The organism is Serratia sp. Ag1 (assembly GCF_000743355.1).
Lineage (GTDB): Bacteria > Pseudomonadota > Gammaproteobacteria > Enterobacterales > Enterobacteriaceae > Chania.
This window is the reverse complement of record NZ_JQEI01000056.1, coordinates 18,655-35,138: the sequence shown is the minus strand read 5'-3', so window position 1 is coordinate 35,138 and position 16,484 is coordinate 18,655. Positions and strand designations below refer to the sequence as shown.

The following is a 16,484-nucleotide window of genomic DNA, read 5'->3' as shown; positions in this document are numbered from 1 at the left end:
TCAATCAACACATGTATTAAATATGTCGCCTTCCTCCCTACTGAAAGTGCTTTACAACCCTAAGGCCTTCTTCACACACGCGGCATGGCTGCATCAGGCTTGCGCCCATTGTGCAATATTCCCCACTGCTGCCTCCCGTAGGAGTCTGGGCCGTGTCTCAGTCCCAGTGTGGCTGGTCATCCTCTCAGACCAGCTAGGGATCGTCGCCTAGGTGAGCCATTACCTCACCTACTAGCTAATCCCATCTGGGCACATCCGATGGTGTGAGGCCCGAAGGTCCCCCACTTTGGTCCGTAGACGTTATGCGGTATTAGCCACCGTTTCCAGTAGTTATCCCCCTCCATCGGGCAGTTTCCCAGACATTACTCACCCGTCCGCCGCTCGCCGGCAAAGTAGCAAGCTACTTTCCGCTGCCGCTCGACTTGCATGTGTTAGGCCTGCCGCCAGCGTTCAATCTGAGCCATGATCAAACTCTTCAATTAAAAGCTTGATGTGCTGCAACATGTGCAGCGATGCTCGAAAATCAACGTTTGTAATAATTCACTTAAATGAATTACTGCTTGGTCACTCTTCAAGACTTGATATTTTTTGTGCTGCCGAAGCAGCTGGATATCGTCTTGTGAGCGCCCACACAGATTGTCTGATAAATTGTTAAAGAGCAGTGAGTTATGCGCTTTCGCTTGCTAACTCGAGGTGGCGTATATTACGCTTTCCTCTTTCAGAGTCAACCTTAATTTTCAGGTTTTTTCTCTGCGACTCTCAGATGCTCTGTGAAGTTGTTCACAGGCTCCGTGTCGATGGAGGCGCATTATAGGGAGTTCCACGCAGGCCGCAACAGGTATTTTCGACAAAAATCACCGTTTGCTGCATTCCACAGCAAAACCCGTCCTTATACCCGGTTACACACAAACTTATCCACAGAGTACATTTGTCCGGAAAATTTACGAGCACCGCGCAAACGTTTTCGCTACAATTCCCGCGATAAAACGATCCCCTATTTTACGGGGGTGTTACTTGAATCTGTTCCTCTCCTCTATATAAGGAAGGAAATCTCTATATAGAAAAAGTAGGGATTCACGTAACTCTCTTTATATTGCGACTCAAAGCCAAGGGATAACACCATGCAACAACCTCGTCCAATCCGCCGGGCCTTGCTCAGCGTGTCTGATAAAGCCGGTATCGTTGAATTCGCCGAAGCTCTCTCTCAGAGGGGCGTAGAATTGCTTTCTACCGGTGGTACTGCCCGCCTGTTGGCGGATGCAGGTTTGCCTGTTACCGAAGTTTCCGACTACACCGGTTTCCCGGAAATGATGGATGGACGAGTGAAGACCCTGCATCCGAAAGTACACGGTGGCATTCTGGGCCGTCGGGGGCAAGATGATGCCATCATGGCTCAACATGCGATCCAACCGATCGATATGGTGGTTGTTAACCTCTATCCTTTTGCACAAACCGTGGCTCGCCCAGATTGTTCACTGGAAGACGCGGTTGAGAATATTGATATCGGCGGCCCAACCATGGTGCGCTCTGCCGCCAAGAACCATAAAGATGTCGCCATCGTGGTAAAGAGCAGCGACTACGCCGCTATCATTACCGAAATGGACAACAATGCGGGCTCTCTACGCTATCCAACCCGATTCGATCTGGCGATTAAGGCCTTTGAGCATACTGCCGCTTACGACAGCATGATCGCCAATTACTTTGGTGCTCTGGTTCCGGCCTATCATGGTGACACCGAGCAACCCTCTGGCCGCTTCCCGCGCACCCTGAACCTGAATTACATCAAAAAGCAGGATATGCGCTACGGTGAGAACAGCCACCAGCAAGCAGCGTTCTATATAGAAGAGAACCTGCAGGAGGCCTCTGTCGCTACTGCCACACAGTTGCAGGGTAAAGCACTCTCTTACAATAACATCGCCGATACCGACGCCGCGCTGGAATGCGTGAAAGAGTTTGCTGAACCGGCCTGTGTGATCGTCAAACACGCTAACCCGTGTGGCGTAGCCATTGGCGAGAACCTGTTCACGGCTTATGAGCGCGCCTACCAGACCGATCCTACCTCTGCCTTTGGCGGCATCATTGCTTTCAACCGTGAACTGGATGCCGAGACAGCAAAAGCAATTATCAGCCGCCAGTTCGTTGAGGTGATCATCGCACCGAGCATCAGTGCTGAAGCCCGTTCCCTGCTGGCAGCCAAACAGAATGTCCGCGTGCTGGCCTGTGGTCAATGGCAGCAACGCGTGGCCGGGCTGGATTTCAAACGTGTCAACGGCGGCCTGCTGGTGCAGGATCGCGATCTGGGTATGGTGACTGAAGGTGATTTGCGCGTGGTATCTGAGCGTCAGCCAACGGCGCAGGAATTACGTGATGCCTTGTTCTGCTGGAAAGTGGCTAAGTTCGTTAAGTCTAACGCGATTGTTTATGCACGAGGCAACATGACGATCGGCATCGGTGCAGGCCAGATGAGCCGCGTTTACTCCGCCAAAATTGCGGGGATCAAAGCCGCAGACGAGGGCCTGGAGGTGCAAGGTTCCGCCATGGCGTCCGACGCTTTCTTCCCGTTCCGCGACGGTATCGACGCTGCCGCCGCAGTGGGCATTACTTGTGTGATCCAGCCTGGCGGCTCGATCCGTGATGATGAGGTGATTGCCGCCGCCAACGAACACGGTATTGCGATGATCTTCACCGACATGCGTCACTTCCGCCATTAATCCCTATGGAGCACCTGATGAATATTCTGATTATCGGTAACGGCGGGCGCGAGCATGCGTTGGCCTGGAAAGCGGCCCAATCACCACTGGCGGATAAGGTTTACGTGGCTCCGGGTAACGCAGGCACCGCGCTGGAAGCCAACCTGACCAATGTGGATATCACCCCCACCGATATCCCGGCCCTGCTGGCGTTTGCCAAAAGTCATGCCATCGATCTCACCATTGTCGGCCCAGAAGCTCCGCTGGTGATTGGCGTGGTTGATGCTTTCCAAGCTGCCGGGTTGAAAATTTTTGGCCCATCGCAAGCGGCTGCTCAGTTGGAAGGTTCCAAAGCCTTCACCAAAGATTTCCTGGCACGCCATGCGATCCCCAGCGCGGAATACCAGAACTTCACCGAGGTTGAGCCTGCGCTGGCGTATGTGCGCAGTAAAGGCGCACCGATCGTGATCAAAGCTGACGGTCTGGCTGCCGGTAAAGGTGTGATCGTCGCCATGACGCTGAAAGAAGCAGAAGACGCCATTCAGGATATGCTGGCGGGCAATGCCTTTGGCGATGCTGGGCACCGCATCGTGATCGAGGAGTTCCTTGAAGGTGAAGAAGCCAGCTTTATCGTGATGGTGGACGGCGAAAACGTGGTGCCAATGGCAACCAGTCAGGATCACAAACGTGTGGGAGACGGCGATACCGGCCCGAATACCGGCGGTATGGGGGCTTACTCTCCGGCCCCGGTAGTCACCGATGAAATCCACCAGCGCGTGATGGATCAGGTGATCTGGCCAACCGTGCGCGGCATGGCGGCAGAAGGCAACACCTATGTGGGTTTCCTGTATGCTGGCCTGATGATTGCTGCCGACGGCCAACCTAAAGTGATTGAATTCAACTGTCGCTTTGGCGATCCGGAAACTCAACCCATCATGTTACGCCTGCGTTCCGATCTGGTTGAACTGTGCCTGGCTGGTGCCGAGGGCCGGTTGAGTGAGAAAACCTCCGAGTGGGACGAGCGGCCTTCCTTGGGCGTTGTACTGGCGGCTGGCGGCTACCCTGGCGATTACCGTAGTGGCGATGTTATCCATGGTTTGCCACATCAGGAAATTGCCGATGGGAAAGTGTTCCATGCCGGTACACGTCTGCAAGGAAATGATGTGGTCACCAGCGGTGGCCGTGTACTGTGCGTCACCGCTTTAGGTACGACGGTAGCTGAAGCACAGCAACGCGCTTATCAATTGGCGGAAAATATTCAGTGGCAAGGCAGTTTCTGCCGTAAGGATATTGGCTACCGCGCCATTGCACGCGGCAAGTAAACTCAGCCAAGGCTAAAACGAGGGGCTCTGTACGCAGAGCCTTTTTTATTGGTCTTTCTAGAGCGACGCTTCTGTGGGTTCCCAACGGCAGAAATCGTCGTTAGCTACCAGCAGCAATTCGCGCCCCCCGGGCCCATCCAACCAGGCGACACTTACCGGTTGGCTACTGTTCGCCGCTCGTTGCGCGATCCAAGCCTCTGCCTGCTCGCCAAAGTTTGGCTTCAACACTTCGCCACGGCATGATCGTACCTCTCCTTGCAACCAATGCCCTTGCAACAACCTGATCTGACCAGCATTGAGTGCATTGCTAACCTCCAGGATACGGCGAGCCTGGTATTTGTAGAGCGCGATATCATCACTGGAAATCTTTTCACGCCGCGTCGCCAGTTGTCGCTGCATAAAGCTGACCGTACCTTCACGGGTAAAACGCAATTGAATCGAGTCACGATCGCCATCAGCATCGGTACGTCTGATCTGATGTAACACCCCATTCTGGTATTCATAAAGGGTGGTTATGGTGCCCGGCCCACGATAGGGGCTGTAGACACTCATCAATACCAGCGGGCGCTGCTGCCCATCGTCTTTACGCCACAGACGTATGACTCCCTGATCGGCAACAAAGCCGCTGGCAGTAAAAGTAGGAGGCGCAGAATGCAAGCCACAGGCGCTCAAACTGCCAATCATGGCAACCACTGTGAATACCCGGCAGGCAAACAAAAGGGGCGCCATCGCCCCTCTGTTTAATCTTTTCACCAATACGCGTCTTATTTGACTGCGTCTTTCAGTGCTTTGCCAGAAACGAACGCAGGCACATTTGCAGCTGCGATTTTGATTTCTTTACCAGTCTGTGGATTACGGCCAGTGCGCTCGTTGCGATGGTTTACTTTGAAAGTACCGAAACCAACCAATTGTACTGCATCACCTTCTTTCAGAGACTCAGTAATAGCAGCCAGGGTAGACTCCAGAGCCAGTTTAGCTTGTGCTTTGGAAAGGTCAGCCTTGTCCGCAATTACATCAATCAGTTGAGTCTTGTTCATAAGTTATCCTTACAGTGTGTTTATCGTTTGCAAAGCATCGAGTGCGACGGATATGCCGATTGACAGCACTCTCCTGCATACACGCACCGATAGCCACTTTTTTTCGCCCCCCAAATGTAGACCAGACAGGGTGCGGATGTGAAGCCTTAAGACATGACAAATCAGGCGTTAAATCACGTTTTCTTGCCTTATTGCGTTAAATTTATCCCGATGTTACTTACCGCCGCCTCACGCAGGTCAGATCGTAACCCTTTGATCAGATCTAAATCGCGCTCTTCACTGGCAGCCAACAGGCGGAAAATCTCCCATTGAATGTCCCATTCCTCTTCGACGGCCGGCAATACTTTCAGCTCATCGTCGGTCATTTCTTTACCCGCCTGGGTCATTTCCAGCATCGCCACGGTGCGAATTGAGGTTTCGCTGATGGCGATAGCGTGCTCAAGCGTCTCTCCGCTGAGGCGCGAATGGATCAGTTCCCCTAACGCGATACAGGCGTCGATCGCCGGGTAAACACCGTAAAGATCGTAATCTTCTGCCGATGGGATCGCCTCTTCCAGCTTTTCCAGTTGGCTGTCAAAATTGACCTTGGCGTCTTTCACCACCAGCGTCTCCCACACCAGATCCAGAATGCGGCGGTAAATCGCCGGATCGCCAAACTCGGTTTGCAGGCAGAACATCTGATAATTCGGGTACATACGCTCGCACAAACTTGCCATAAAGGTCAAATGTTGCCAGCTCTCAAGCTTTTCCAAGCGTAAATGAATGGGGTTGCGTAGCATTGTCTACTCTCTTACTCGTTATCTGCGCGCAGTGTACCCGAAATCGCACGGGCCGACATCTCTGGATGCTGCTGTAACCAGCGCAGAAAGGCCGGACGGCGCGATGCAATGGCATCGGCCCAGCGCGTCGGTTCGGGTAAACGGTACCCGGCCATGCAGCGTTGTACCCAGGCTAATGCACTAGCCGTGCTCACGCGATGGCCGGTGGCAATAAACAACGGATTACAGCGCGCCTTACTGCGCCACACCCAGCCAAGCTGCTCGCCCTTATCTTCCAACGGTGCCACTGCCCCAACGGCCAGATCAAGCGGAGCAAAAGTACCACACAAGCGCTGCTTGGCCACGCCGATCGTCGGCACATTAACCAGCAAGCCAAAGTGGCTGGCCACACCCAAACGCCGTGGGTGCGAAATACCATGCCCATCCACGAAGATCAGATCAGGTTTCTGTTGCAGTTGCTCCCACGCAGTAAGCAGCGCCGGGCACTCACGGAACGATAGAAAACCGGGGATATAAGGCACGCTGGTCGCGATGCGCGCAACCTGATACTCCACCAGTTCCAAAGAAGGATAGCGCAAGATTGCAATGGCGGCGCGCGTCACCGCGCCTTGCTGCTCAAAACCGACATCAGCCCCGGCAATAAAAGCCAGTGGGTTTTGCAGCAAATCATCGTGCCGGATGACCTCGTCTGCACGCTGTAACTGTTCTATTCGCCAAGCTTGGGTATCAATCACAGCGTCTCCAGACAGGTTCAGCGATGGTATTTTGCCGAAAGCGTATGCACAGCGTCGACAAAGGCCCCGGCATGCTCTGGTGGTACATCCTGATGGATACCGTGCCCCAGGTTGAAAACGTGCCCTTCGCCGTGGCCAAAGCCCGCCAGAATGGTTTCCACCTCTTGCGCGATGCGTTCCGGTGCGGCATACAACATGGAAGGGTCCATATTGCCCTGCAAAGCCACCTGGTTACCCACACGGCGGCGCGCATCGGCAATATCGGTGGTCCAATCCAGACCCAGTGCATCACAACCGGTCGCCACCATCGCTTCCAACCATTGTCCGCCGCCTTTGGTAAACAAGGTTACCGGCACCCGGCGGCCATCGTTTTCACGCAGTAAGCCGTCAACGATTTTATGCATGTAATTGAGCGAGAACTCGCGGTAATCGCGGCCAGTCAGCACTCCGCCCCAGGTATCGAACACCATCACCGACTGCGCACCGGCTTTGATTTGGGCATTGAGATACAAAATGACGCTGTCCGCCAGCTTATCCAACAACAGATGCAGCGTTTGTGGCTCGGCGTACATCATCTTCTTCAGTTTGGTAAACGCCTTGCTGCTGCCGCCTTCTACCATATAGGTCGCCAGCGTCCACGGGCTGCCGGAGAAACCGATCAGTGGCACCGCGTCTTTCAGTTCACGACGAATGGTGCGTACCGCATTCATGACATAACCCAGTTCATCTTCTGGATCAAACGCTGGCAGCTTTTCCACGTCGGCCCGGCAGCTAATCGGGGCAGCAAAACGCGGCCCTTCACCGGCTTCAAAATAGAGCCCCAGGCCCATGGCATCGGGAATAGTCAGAATGTCGGAGAACAGAATGGCGGCATCCAGCGCATAGCGGCGCAGCGGCTGTAGTGTGACTTCGCAAGCCAACTCCGCATTTTTGCACAGCGACATAAAGTCACCGGCCTGAGCACGGGTGGCCTTGTATTCAGGCAAATAACGACCGGCCTGGCGCATCATCCACACTGGAGTCACATCCACCGGCTGGCGCAACAAGGCACGCAGGTAACGATCGTTCTTCAACTCATTCATTTATCAGGCTCCCATCATCATCTGCCGCCATTGTACATGATTCTATTCTGCCCGACACAACGCCACGGTATCCTCGATCAGACGGCGCGCCACGGTGCCCGGTGGTGGCAGCAAAGGCAATCGATCGTGGCGATACCAGCCAGCATTGAGTAACTCTTTCGGATCATGGCGCAATTCGCCGCCCTGATAATCGGCCATAAAGGCCACCATCAGCGAATGCGGAAACGGCCAAGGTTGAGATGTCACATAGCGCAGGTTGGTGATGGTGATATTGCTCTCTTCCATCACTTCACGCGCCACCGCCTGCTCCAGCGTTTCGCCCACCTCTACAAACCCGGCCAGCACGGTATGGATACCGCCACGGTGGCGCACATGCTGCGCCAGCAGGATCTCATCGTTACGGCGGATAGCGACAATCACACAGGGCGCAATTTGCGGGTAATAACGTTCACGGCAGTGATTACACAGGCAGGCACTTTCGGTACGGCTAAGCACCATCTCATGGCCGCAATAACCGCAAAACTTGTGTGACCGATAAAACTCGGCAAGCTGCACGCCACGCCCGGCCAGTTGGAACAGGCCGCGATCGAGATCGAGCAGTTGACGCACCGATCCCATCTCTCTTGGCATCGAGTGGCATATCAACCAGACCGGTACCCCCTCCCATTCACCAATCTGGCGAGCCTGCTGGCCCGACAGCGAAAATGACGCAGCGGAACCGAACGGCAAGTCACCGTTTGGCAGCCAGATTTTGCTTTCATGGCTGACGATCCACCAGCCATTTTCGTTACCCGTCAATGCAAGTTCCATATGTTGTTGCACAACCTCTGCTTCACTGGCAATCTAGGAATTGTTCTTTGTTACATTTTAAGAGCTTACTGTTTCTTTCTCTTACTCACGGAGTCAAACATGCTCAACCAGTTGGAAAGCCTGACTCAACGCGTTGGTGGCAGTAACGAATTAGTGGATCAATGGCTGCAGGCACGTAAGCAGTTACTGGTCACCTATTACACCTTGGTAGGCATCAAGCCGAACAAAGAAAAGCATACGCCGCTGAACGAAAAAGCGTTGGAGAACTTTTGCCAGAATCTGGTGGATTATCTCTCCGACGGGCATTTTCACATCTACGGCAAAATTATCAAGCAGGTGGAAGGCTCAGCCAGCCCGAAAATGGCACTCGCCACCAAATTCTATCCAAAGTTACAGGCCAATACCGAAACCATGATGGCGTTCCACGATCGCTATACCGAAGTGGATATCGATCAGGATCTCTGTCTGGAATTCCATCATGCGCTCTCGGATATCGGCGAGGCGCTGGAAGCACGTTTTGCTCTAGAAGATCGCCTGATTCAACTGGCAGCAGAAACTTGGCAGCAAGCGCAGCCAGGGGCTTCCAATTCCGATACGCTGGAAAACCGCGCCTAAAACCCCGCAATACACAGAATCGGCCCACGGATGGGCCGTGTATGCCTTCACCACAGTTTGAGCTGCCTAAAGTGCAAGCTCTGCTTGTAGTTTTCATTCGCCCTTCTATACTGGATGCTTCTTGTCGGAGTGCCTAGCGCTGATTTATTGTTCAAATTGGCCAGGCTGAGACCGTTAATTCGGGATCCGCGGAACCTGATCGGGTTAATACCCGCGAAGGGAACAAGAGTAATCTATCGCCAAAGACAGCTTCCCTAAGCAGGATCTCGCTGCCTTCTTGGCCAGCATCATTACTCCCTCCGAGCTCCAGACAAGCAATTTTCCAAACATCACCCACTGATAGGAATTTGCTATGTCTACGATGAAAAAACCCCGTGCCCGCAAAGAACAGCGCGACCAAGCGCAGCAGTTTATCGATGCCTTGCAGGGCGTCACTTTCCCCAACTCACAGCGCATCTATCTGCAGGGTTCACGCAGCGACCTCCGCGTCCCCATGCGTGAAATTCAGCTTAGCCCGACGCTTACCGGTGGCAATAAAGATAATCCGCAGTATGAACAGAATGAAGCGATCCCGGTGTATGACACAGCGGGCCCTTACGGCGATCCACAGGCCACGCTTGATGTCCGCCGTGGTCTGGCAAAGCTGCGAGCAAGCTGGATTGAGGAACGTGCGGATACCGCAGCGTTGGACAGGGTCAGTTCCGGCTTTACCCAACAGCGCTTAGCGGATGAGGGGCTGGATCATCTGCGCTTTGAACACCTGCCGCTGCCACGTAAAGCCCTGCCCGGCAAGTGTGTCACCCAGCTACATTACGCCCGCGCCGGTATCGTCACGCCAGAAATGGAATTCATCGCCATCCGCGAAAATATGGGCCGTGAACGCATTCGTGGTGACGTGTTGCGCCATCAGCATCCTGGCCAGAACTGGGGCGCTAATCTGCCGGAAAATATCACGCCAGAATTTGTACGCCGGGAAGTGGCCGCTGGCCGCGCCATCATCCCCGCCAACATCAACCACCCGGAATCCGAGCCGATGATCATTGGCCGCAATTTCCTGGTGAAGGTGAATGCCAATATTGGCAATTCGGCAGTGACTTCGTCGATCGAAGAAGAAGTGGAGAAACTGGTGTGGTCTACCCGCTGGGGCGCGGATACCGTGATGGATCTCTCTACTGGCCGTTATATCCACGAAACTCGCGAATGGATACTGCGTAACAGCCCGGTGCCAATTGGTACGGTGCCGATCTACCAAGCGTTGGAAAAAGTCAACGGCGTGGCGGAAAACCTGACCTGGGAAATGTTCCGTGACACGCTGCTGGAGCAGGCAGAACAGGGCGTTGACTACTTCACCATCCACGCGGGCGTGCTGCTGCGCTATGTGCCGATGACCGCGAAGCGCCTGACCGGTATCGTGTCGCGCGGTGGTTCGATCATGGCGAAATGGTGCCTGTCACACCATCAGGAAAACTTCCTCTACCAGCACTTCCGCGAGATCTGCGAAATCTGCGCCGCCTACGACGTTGCCCTGTCGCTTGGTGACGGCCTGCGCCCAGGCTCAATTCAGGATGCCAATGACGAAGCCCAGTTTGCTGAATTGCACACCTTGGGCGAGCTGACTAAAATCGCCTGGGAATATGATGTGCAGGTGATGATCGAAGGCCCAGGCCACGTGCCGATGCAGATGATCCGCCGTAACATGACCGAAGAGTTGGAGCATTGTCATGAAGCACCGTTTTATACCCTTGGGCCATTGACTACCGATATCGCCCCAGGCTACGACCATTTCACCTCAGGGATCGGTGCCGCCATGATCGGCTGGTTCGGTTGTGCAATGCTGTGTTATGTCACACCGAAAGAGCACCTTGGCCTGCCAAACAAAGAAGACGTGAAACAAGGGCTGATTACCTACAAAATTGCGGCCCATGCCGCCGATCTGGCGAAAGGCCATCCAGGTGCGCAGATCCGCGATAACGCCATGTCCAAAGCACGCTTTGAATTCCGCTGGGAGGATCAGTTTAACCTGGCGCTGGATCCGGACACTGCCCGCGCTTATCACGACGAAACCCTGCCACAGGAATCCGGCAAAATCGCCCATTTCTGTTCCATGTGCGGGCCGAAATTCTGCTCAATGAAAATCTCGCAGGAAGTGCGCGATTACGCCGCGGCTCAAGAGGCCGCCAAACCGGTCGAAGTCCAGCTTTCTGGCATGGAGAAAATGTCTGCCGAGTTCCGCTCACGCGGCAGCGAGCTATACCACAGCGCCGCCAACCTGCAGGAAGAAGTGAATCATGACTAACATCACCACACCTTTTCCTGCCACCCCGCACAAACTGGGGCTTTACCCGGTGGTTGATAGCGTTGAATGGATTGCCCGCCTGCTGGATGCAGGCGTGACGACTCTGCAATTGCGCATCAAAGATCTGCCGGATGAACAGGTCGAAGCCGACATTGCTGCTGCCATTGCGCTTGGCAAACGCTACCGCGCGCGGTTGTTTATCAACGATTACTGGCGGCTGGCGATCAAACACGCCGCCTATGGCGTTCATCTGGGGCAGGAGGATCTGGATACCACCGATCTGGCCGCTATTCATCAGGCCGGATTGCGCCTGGGAGTCTCGACCCATGACGACGCCGAGATCGCCCGAGCAATCGCGGTAAAACCTTCCTACATCGCACTGGGGCATATTTTCCCCACCCAAACCAAGGAAATGCCTTCCGCGCCCCAAGGGCTCGCTGAGCTGAAACGCCACGTTGCCGGATTGCAACATTACCCAACGGTCGCGATCGGCGGGATCAGCCTCGATCGCGTGCCCGCCGTGCTGGAATGCGGTGTAGGCAGCGTGGCGGTCGTCAGTGCTATCACTCAGGCAGCCGATTGGCGCTCAGCCACGGCAAAATTGCTGCAGCTGATTGAAGGTAAGGAGTAATGCGATGCTCAACGATCAGGAGTTTTTGCGTTACAGCCGCCAGTTGCTGCTGGAGGATGTCGGCCCGGCAGGCCAGGAAAAACTGAAGAAAGCCACGGTTCTGATTGTCGGCCTGGGGGGTTTAGGCTCCCCGGCAGCACTGTATTTGGCTGCCGCAGGCGTCGGCATGTTACTGCTGGCCGATGACGACCAATTGCATCTGACTAACCTGCAGCGGCAGATCCTCTATCGCAGCAGTGAAGTTCCTCAAGGAAAAGCACGCCTGGCATTGCGCCAATTGCAGGCATTGAATCCGCTGATCGCCTGCGTCGCGCTGGAACAGCGTTTACAGGGAGCAATATTGAGCGAAGCCGTAGCACGCGCCGACCTGGTGCTGGATTGCAGTGACAATATGGCCACCCGCCACGCGGTTAATGCCGCCTGTATCGCTATAGGTAAACCCTTGATCAGCGGCAGTGCGGTCGGTTTCAGCGGTCAACTGCTGGTGATCGAACCGCCATACGCTCAAGGATGCTACGCCTGCCTTTACCCTGAACAAGCCGAACCCCAGCGTAACTGCCGCACGGCTGGCGTGCTTGGCCCGGTGGTAGGGGTGATCGGCACACTTCAGGCGCTGGAAGCCATTAAGATGCTGGCGGGGATGGACTCAACACTCAGCGGAAAGCTGCGCTTGTTCGACGGCAAACAGCAGAGTTGGAGCACCCTGCAACTCAGCAAAGCCAGCAATTGCACGATTTGCCGAGGTGCCGCATGAAAATCACGTTGAATGACCAGCCGTTGGAGTTAGCGCAAGCCTTAAGCGTCACCGCCCTGCTCGAACAATTGAAGCGCCACCAGCCAGGCACAGCGCTGGCGATTAACCAGACCATCATTCCACGCGCCGACTGGGCAACCCACCAGGTGCAGGACGGTGATGATATCCTGCTTTTTCAAGCGATTGCCGGGGGTTGATATGCTAAAAATCGCCGATACTACTTTTACTTCACGCCTGTTCACCGGCACCGGCAAGTTTGCCACACCCGCCTTGATGTTGGCGGCCTTGCAAGCATCCGGCTCTCAGTTAGTCACCATGGCCATGAAACGCGTCGATCTGCGCGGCGGTAACGATGCCATTCTGGCACCGCTGCAACAATTGGGTGTGAAGCTGCTGCCAAATACCTCCGGGGCCAAAACCGCTGCCGAAGCGGTGTTTGCCGCCCGATTGGCACGCGAAGCGCTCGGGACTCACTGGGTAAAACTGGAAATCCACCCAGATGTAAAATACCTGCTGCCAGATCCGATCGAAACCTTGAAAGCCGCAGAAACTCTGGTCAAAGAGGGTTTCGTTGTGCTGCCTTACTGCGGTGCCGATCCGGTGTTATGTAAACGGTTGGAAGAAGCCGGATGTGCAGCAGTGATGCCGCTCGGTGCGCCGATTGGTTCTAACCGTGGCCTGCTAACCCGCGATTTCCTTGAAATCATCATCGAACAAGCCAAGGTACCGGTGGTGGTCGATGCGGGCATCGGTGCCCCAAGCCATGCATTAGAGGCCATGGAATTAGGGGCTGACGCGGTGCTGGTCAATACTGCCATCGCGGTAGCGCAGGATCCGGTGCAAATGGCGCGGGCGTTCCGCTTGGCGCTAGAGGCTGGTGAGCTGGCACGCCACGCCGGATTAGGGCATCGCCAGCGGGTTGCCGTTGCCTCCAGTCCGCTGACCGCGTTTCTCAGCCACTCTGAGGAGGCTCACTGATGAGTGATGATTTCAGTCACCGCTGGCAACAACTGGATTGGGATGACGTCCAGTTACGCATCAACAGCAAAACCGCGCGCGATGTCGAAGTGGCACTCAACGCAGCAAAACTGACGCGTGATGACTTTATGGCGCTGATTTCCCCTGCTGCTACGCCCTATCTGGAACCGCTGGCACAACGCGCGCAGCAACTGACGCGCCAACGCTTTGGTAACGTGGTGAGCTTTTACGTTCCGTTATATCTCTCCAACCTGTGTGCTAACGACTGCACTTACTGCGGTTTCTCCATGAGTAACCGTATCAAACGTAAAACGCTAGACAGTGACGAGATTGAGCGGGAATGTGCAGCGATCAAAGCACTGGGTTTTGAGCATCTGCTGCTGGTGACCGGTGAACACCAGAATAAAGTGGGCATGGCGTATTTCCGCCAGCATCTGCCGCAAATCCGCAACCATTTCAGCTCGCTGATGATGGAGGTGCAACCCATGGCCGAGGCGGATTATGTCGAACTGAAAACGCTGGGGCTGGATGGCGTGATGGTTTATCAGGAAACCTACCATGCGGCCACTTATCAACGGCACCATCTGCGCGGGCAAAAGCAGGATTTCCACTGGCGGCTGGCGACACCGGATCGTTTGGGCCGCGCCGGGATCGACAAGATCGGCCTTGGCGCATTAATCGGGCTTTCCAGCAGTTGGCGCACTGATTGCTACATGCTGGCGGAGCATCTGTTCTATCTGCAACAAACCTACTGGCAGAGCCGTTACTCCATCTCGTTCCCCCGTTTGCGGCCCTGTGCCGGGGGTATTGAACCCGCTTCGGTGATGAGTGAGCCGCAACTGGTACAGCTCATCTGTGCTTTCCGCCTGTTTGCTCCCGATGTTGAGCTGTCGTTATCGACCCGCGAATCACCGTTCTTCCGCGATCATATGATCCCGTTGGCAATTAACAGCGTCAGCGCCGGTTCAAAAACCCAGCCAGGAGGCTATGCCGATGATACACCTGCGGAGCTGGAGCAGTTTGAACCTCACGATAACCGCACACCACAACAAGTGGCACAGGCTATGAACGCTGCTGGGTTGCAGCCGGTGTGGAAGGATTGGGATGAGTATCTGGGGCGTGCTACGCAATAAATTGCAACGATTACACAGGCAATTGATTAGTGCTGGAGGCCATGCGCAAAGCTAACCAGACAGGCTGGTACTGAAAATTAGCCTAGCTATAGTGGCTGCGTTGGCTACCAAACCTGGGGCCAGCCAAGGTTATCTCTCCCTCTTGATGACCTTGCCTTACCAAACCCCGGAGCGCGCGGACATCCCCCGTGCGTCTCCGGATTCTTACCGGTTTAATCTGCAGCCTGCGGCTTCATGCTTGCCCCGACGATCGCCGATAACAGACAGCCTATTGCCAGATAGGCGGCCACCAAATGCCAGGAACCATCCATAAATTCCACCAGCAGTACGGCGATGAAAGGTGTGAAACCACCGCCAACGACGCTGGCAACCTGATAGCCAACCCCAGCACCGCTATAACGATAAGCCGTACCAAACAACTCGGTAAACATCGGCTGCTGCACGCTGACCAGCATGTCGTGCGCCACATTCCCGAGCATAATGGCAAACAAGATAATCATCAGAGTATTACGGCTCTCGAGCGCCATAAAGAATGGCACTGCGCTGGCGAAACCAATTAACGCGCCTGTCACGTAGATCCGACGTCGGCCAAAGCGATCGGCCAAATAGGCAAAACAAGGAATGGAGATGCAGCTCACCGCCCCCACCAGTAAACCAATGTTCAGAAACATGTCGCGGGCGAGGCCAAGGTGTGTGGTGGAGTAATTCAGCGCAAAAGCCGTCACGATATACATCGTGAGCAGTTCCCCCAGCCTCAGGGCGATAATCAATAAAAATGCCTTAGGATTTTGACGCAACGCTTCTAAAATCGGGAACTTGCGTATTTTTTCGGCTCTGTCCTGTAATGTTTTATTTGCTTCGAACTCCAGAGACTCATCCATGCCGTTCCGCACCCACCAGGCAATCGCTACCAACAGCAGACTAAATAAGAACGGCAAACGCCAGCCCCAACTTATAAACTCTTCATTAGTGGTAAACTGGTTAACAATAGAAACCGAGCCCGTTGCCAGCAATAGACCAACGCCAAAACCAATTTGTACCCCACTACTGTAAAAAGCTTTTCTCTTTTTCGGCGCACTTTCAACCGCCAACAGAGCAGCCCCGCCCCATTCGCCACCAACCGCAAAACCCTGGATGGCCCGCAGCAGTACCAGCATAACCGGGGCCCACCAGCCTGCTGTCGCAAAAGAGGGTAGCAGGCCAATCAAGGCGGTAGCACCACCCATCATCCAGACGGTAATCATCAGCATGCGTTTGCGGCCCAGCTTGTCGCCAAAGTGCCCAAACACAATCCCACCCAGCGGGCGAAACAGGAAGCCTACGCCAAAGGTGCCAAAAGCGGCCAATGTGCCCATGGTTGGGCTGACCTGGGGGAAAAATTCCGTATTAAACACTAACGCGGCAACTATTCCGTACAGCAAAAAGTCGTACCAATCGACGACTGCACCCACAAAGCTCCCCCAGGCCGCGCGGCGTGCCCGGCGTTGAGAGTGGCTATTTGATTGGGTTTCTGGCGTGATTACGCCGTTCACAGAAGTACTGTGCCTGATTGATGTTGAGGTATCCATGCCTATCCCGTTGTTTTAACTTTACAGGCACTGTACAACAAAAAGCCCTGGCTGT

16 protein-coding genes, 1 rRNA gene and 1 riboswitch are annotated in these 16,484 nt (G+C 54.7%); of the genes, 9 read left to right on the top strand and 8 right to left on the bottom strand.

Features of this window, described 5'->3' with window-relative positions; translation table 11 throughout:
• Positions 1–482, bottom strand: a 16S ribosomal RNA gene (locus IV04_RS23200); the annotation flags it as partial.
• 639 nt (positions 483–1,121) lie between these two features.
• On the opposite strand from IV04_RS23200, the gene purH reads away from it, so the two are divergent.
• Both purH and purD read left to right on the top strand, forming a co-directional pair.
• The gene (gene purH, locus IV04_RS23195) at positions 1,122–2,711 is read left to right on the top strand and encodes a bifunctional phosphoribosylaminoimidazolecarboxamide formyltransferase/IMP cyclohydrolase (protein WP_037403574.1); all 1,590 of its coding nucleotides are present in this window, start codon (positions 1,122–1,124) and stop codon (positions 2,709–2,711) included.
• A gap of 17 nt (positions 2,712–2,728) precedes the next feature.
• Entirely contained in the window at positions 2,729–4,012 is a 1,284-nt protein-coding gene (purD, locus tag IV04_RS23190; RefSeq protein ID WP_037403573.1) for a phosphoribosylamine--glycine ligase, read from the top strand.
• Between the two features lie 57 nt (positions 4,013–4,069).
• On the opposite strand, the gene IV04_RS23185 is transcribed toward purD, so the two are convergent.
• The 6 genes from IV04_RS23185 to nudC all read right to left on the bottom strand — a co-directional run bounded on the left by IV04_RS23185 (position 4,070) and on the right by nudC (position 8,454).
• On the bottom strand, positions 4,070–4,741 hold the full coding sequence (locus tag IV04_RS23185; protein WP_051916956.1) for a DUF1481 domain-containing protein: 672 nt from the start codon (positions 4,739–4,741) through the stop codon (positions 4,070–4,072).
• A 35-nt stretch (positions 4,742–4,776) separates the two neighbouring features.
• Positions 4,777–5,049 carry a nucleoid-associated protein HU-alpha gene (hupA, locus tag IV04_RS23180; protein ID WP_012004757.1) on the bottom strand — a complete coding sequence of 91 codons (273 nt, stop codon included), beginning with the start codon at positions 5,047–5,049 and terminating at the stop codon, positions 4,777–4,779.
• Between the two features lie 188 nt (positions 5,050–5,237).
• Positions 5,238–5,828 (bottom strand): YjaG family protein, encoded by a 591-nt coding sequence (locus tag IV04_RS23175; RefSeq protein ID WP_037403570.1) that lies wholly within the window; start codon positions 5,826–5,828, stop codon positions 5,238–5,240.
• Positions 5,829–5,839: 11 nt separating this feature from the next.
• Positions 5,840–6,562: a deoxyribonuclease V gene (nfi, locus tag IV04_RS23170; protein WP_051916955.1), complete on the bottom strand. Its 723-nt coding sequence runs from the start codon at positions 6,560–6,562 to the stop codon at positions 5,840–5,842.
• 17 nt (positions 6,563–6,579) lie between these two features.
• Complete coding sequence (hemE, locus tag IV04_RS23165; protein ID WP_037403569.1) at positions 6,580–7,644, bottom strand: uroporphyrinogen decarboxylase; 1,065 nt, start codon at positions 7,642–7,644, stop codon at positions 6,580–6,582.
• Between the two features lie 42 nt (positions 7,645–7,686).
• Positions 7,687–8,454, bottom strand: a complete 768-nt coding sequence (gene nudC / locus IV04_RS23160) for an NAD(+) diphosphatase (RefSeq protein WP_037403568.1) — start codon at positions 8,452–8,454, stop codon at positions 7,687–7,689.
• A 99-nt stretch (positions 8,455–8,553) separates the two neighbouring features.
• Between nudC and IV04_RS23155 the strand changes: the two genes are divergently transcribed.
• The 7 genes from IV04_RS23155 (at position 8,554) to thiH (ending at position 14,861) form a co-directional block, all read left to right on the top strand.
• A complete protein-coding gene (locus IV04_RS23155; protein ID WP_037403566.1) occupies positions 8,554–9,069 on the top strand; it encodes an Rsd/AlgQ family anti-sigma factor in 516 nt (171 codons plus the stop codon).
• A 115-nt stretch (positions 9,070–9,184) separates the two neighbouring features.
• A riboswitch (TPP riboswitch) is annotated at positions 9,185–9,308 on the top strand.
• Between the two features lie 113 nt (positions 9,309–9,421).
• Positions 9,422–11,365: a phosphomethylpyrimidine synthase ThiC gene (gene thiC, locus IV04_RS23150; RefSeq protein WP_037403564.1), complete on the top strand. Its 1,944-nt coding sequence runs from the start codon at positions 9,422–9,424 to the stop codon at positions 11,363–11,365.
• Positions 11,358–11,996 carry a thiamine phosphate synthase gene (gene thiE, locus IV04_RS23145; protein WP_037403562.1) on the top strand — a complete coding sequence of 213 codons (639 nt, stop codon included), beginning with the start codon at positions 11,358–11,360 and terminating at the stop codon, positions 11,994–11,996. Before thiC ends, thiE begins: the two co-directional genes overlap by 8 nt.
• 4 nt (positions 11,997–12,000) lie before the next feature.
• Complete coding sequence (locus IV04_RS23140) at positions 12,001–12,750, top strand: HesA/MoeB/ThiF family protein (protein WP_037403561.1); 750 nt, start codon at positions 12,001–12,003, stop codon at positions 12,748–12,750.
• Positions 12,747–12,947, top strand: a complete 201-nt coding sequence (thiS, locus tag IV04_RS23135; RefSeq protein WP_037403558.1) for a sulfur carrier protein ThiS — start codon at positions 12,747–12,749, stop codon at positions 12,945–12,947. The genes IV04_RS23140 and thiS overlap by 4 nt, the downstream gene beginning before the upstream one ends.
• Position 12,948: 1 nt before the next feature.
• Positions 12,949–13,728 carry a thiazole synthase gene (locus IV04_RS23130; protein WP_037403557.1) on the top strand — a complete coding sequence of 260 codons (780 nt, stop codon included), beginning with the start codon at positions 12,949–12,951 and terminating at the stop codon, positions 13,726–13,728.
• Positions 13,728–14,861: a 2-iminoacetate synthase ThiH gene (gene thiH / locus IV04_RS23125; RefSeq protein WP_037403555.1), complete on the top strand. Its 1,134-nt coding sequence runs from the start codon at positions 13,728–13,730 to the stop codon at positions 14,859–14,861. Before IV04_RS23130 ends, thiH begins: the two co-directional genes overlap by 1 nt.
• A 212-nt stretch (positions 14,862–15,073) precedes the next feature.
• Here thiH and shiA read toward each other — a convergent pair whose 3' ends face one another.
• Positions 15,074–16,429, bottom strand: coding sequence for a shikimate transporter (shiA, locus tag IV04_RS23120; protein WP_037403554.1), 1,356 nt, complete (start codon positions 16,427–16,429; stop codon positions 15,074–15,076).
• Between the last annotated feature and the right edge of the window lie 55 nt (positions 16,430–16,484).

Bases quoted from the DNA above. Each gene is read 5' to 3' on its own strand.
- purH (WP_037403574.1), top strand. From the start codon at position 1,122: ATGCAACAACCTCGTCCAATCCGCCGGGCCTTGCTCAGCGTGTCTGAT.
- purD (WP_037403573.1), top strand. From the start codon at position 2,729: ATGAATATTCTGATTATCGGTAACGGCGGGCGCGAGCATGCGTTGGCC.
- IV04_RS23185 (WP_051916956.1), bottom strand. From the start codon at position 4,741: ATGGCGCCCCTTTTGTTTGCCTGCCGGGTATTCACAGTGGTTGCCATG.
- hupA (WP_012004757.1), bottom strand. From the start codon at position 5,049: ATGAACAAGACTCAACTGATTGATGTAATTGCGGACAAGGCTGACCTT.
- IV04_RS23175 (WP_037403570.1), bottom strand. From the start codon at position 5,828: ATGCTACGCAACCCCATTCATTTACGCTTGGAAAAGCTTGAGAGCTGG.
- hemE (WP_037403569.1), bottom strand. From the start codon at position 7,644: ATGAATGAGTTGAAGAACGATCGTTACCTGCGTGCCTTGTTGCGCCAG.
- nudC (WP_037403568.1), bottom strand. From the start codon at position 8,454: ATGGAACTTGCATTGACGGGTAACGAAAATGGCTGGTGGATCGTCAGC.
- IV04_RS23155 (WP_037403566.1), top strand. From the start codon at position 8,554: ATGCTCAACCAGTTGGAAAGCCTGACTCAACGCGTTGGTGGCAGTAAC.
- thiC (WP_037403564.1), top strand. From the start codon at position 9,422: ATGTCTACGATGAAAAAACCCCGTGCCCGCAAAGAACAGCGCGACCAA.
- thiE (WP_037403562.1), top strand. From the start codon at position 11,358: ATGACTAACATCACCACACCTTTTCCTGCCACCCCGCACAAACTGGGG.
- IV04_RS23140 (WP_037403561.1), top strand. From the start codon at position 12,001: ATGCTCAACGATCAGGAGTTTTTGCGTTACAGCCGCCAGTTGCTGCTG.
- thiS (WP_037403558.1), top strand. From the start codon at position 12,747: ATGAAAATCACGTTGAATGACCAGCCGTTGGAGTTAGCGCAAGCCTTA.
- IV04_RS23130 (WP_037403557.1), top strand. From the start codon at position 12,949: ATGCTAAAAATCGCCGATACTACTTTTACTTCACGCCTGTTCACCGGC.
- thiH (WP_037403555.1), top strand. From the start codon at position 13,728: ATGAGTGATGATTTCAGTCACCGCTGGCAACAACTGGATTGGGATGAC.
- shiA (WP_037403554.1), bottom strand. From the start codon at position 16,429: ATGGATACCTCAACATCAATCAGGCACAGTACTTCTGTGAACGGCGTA.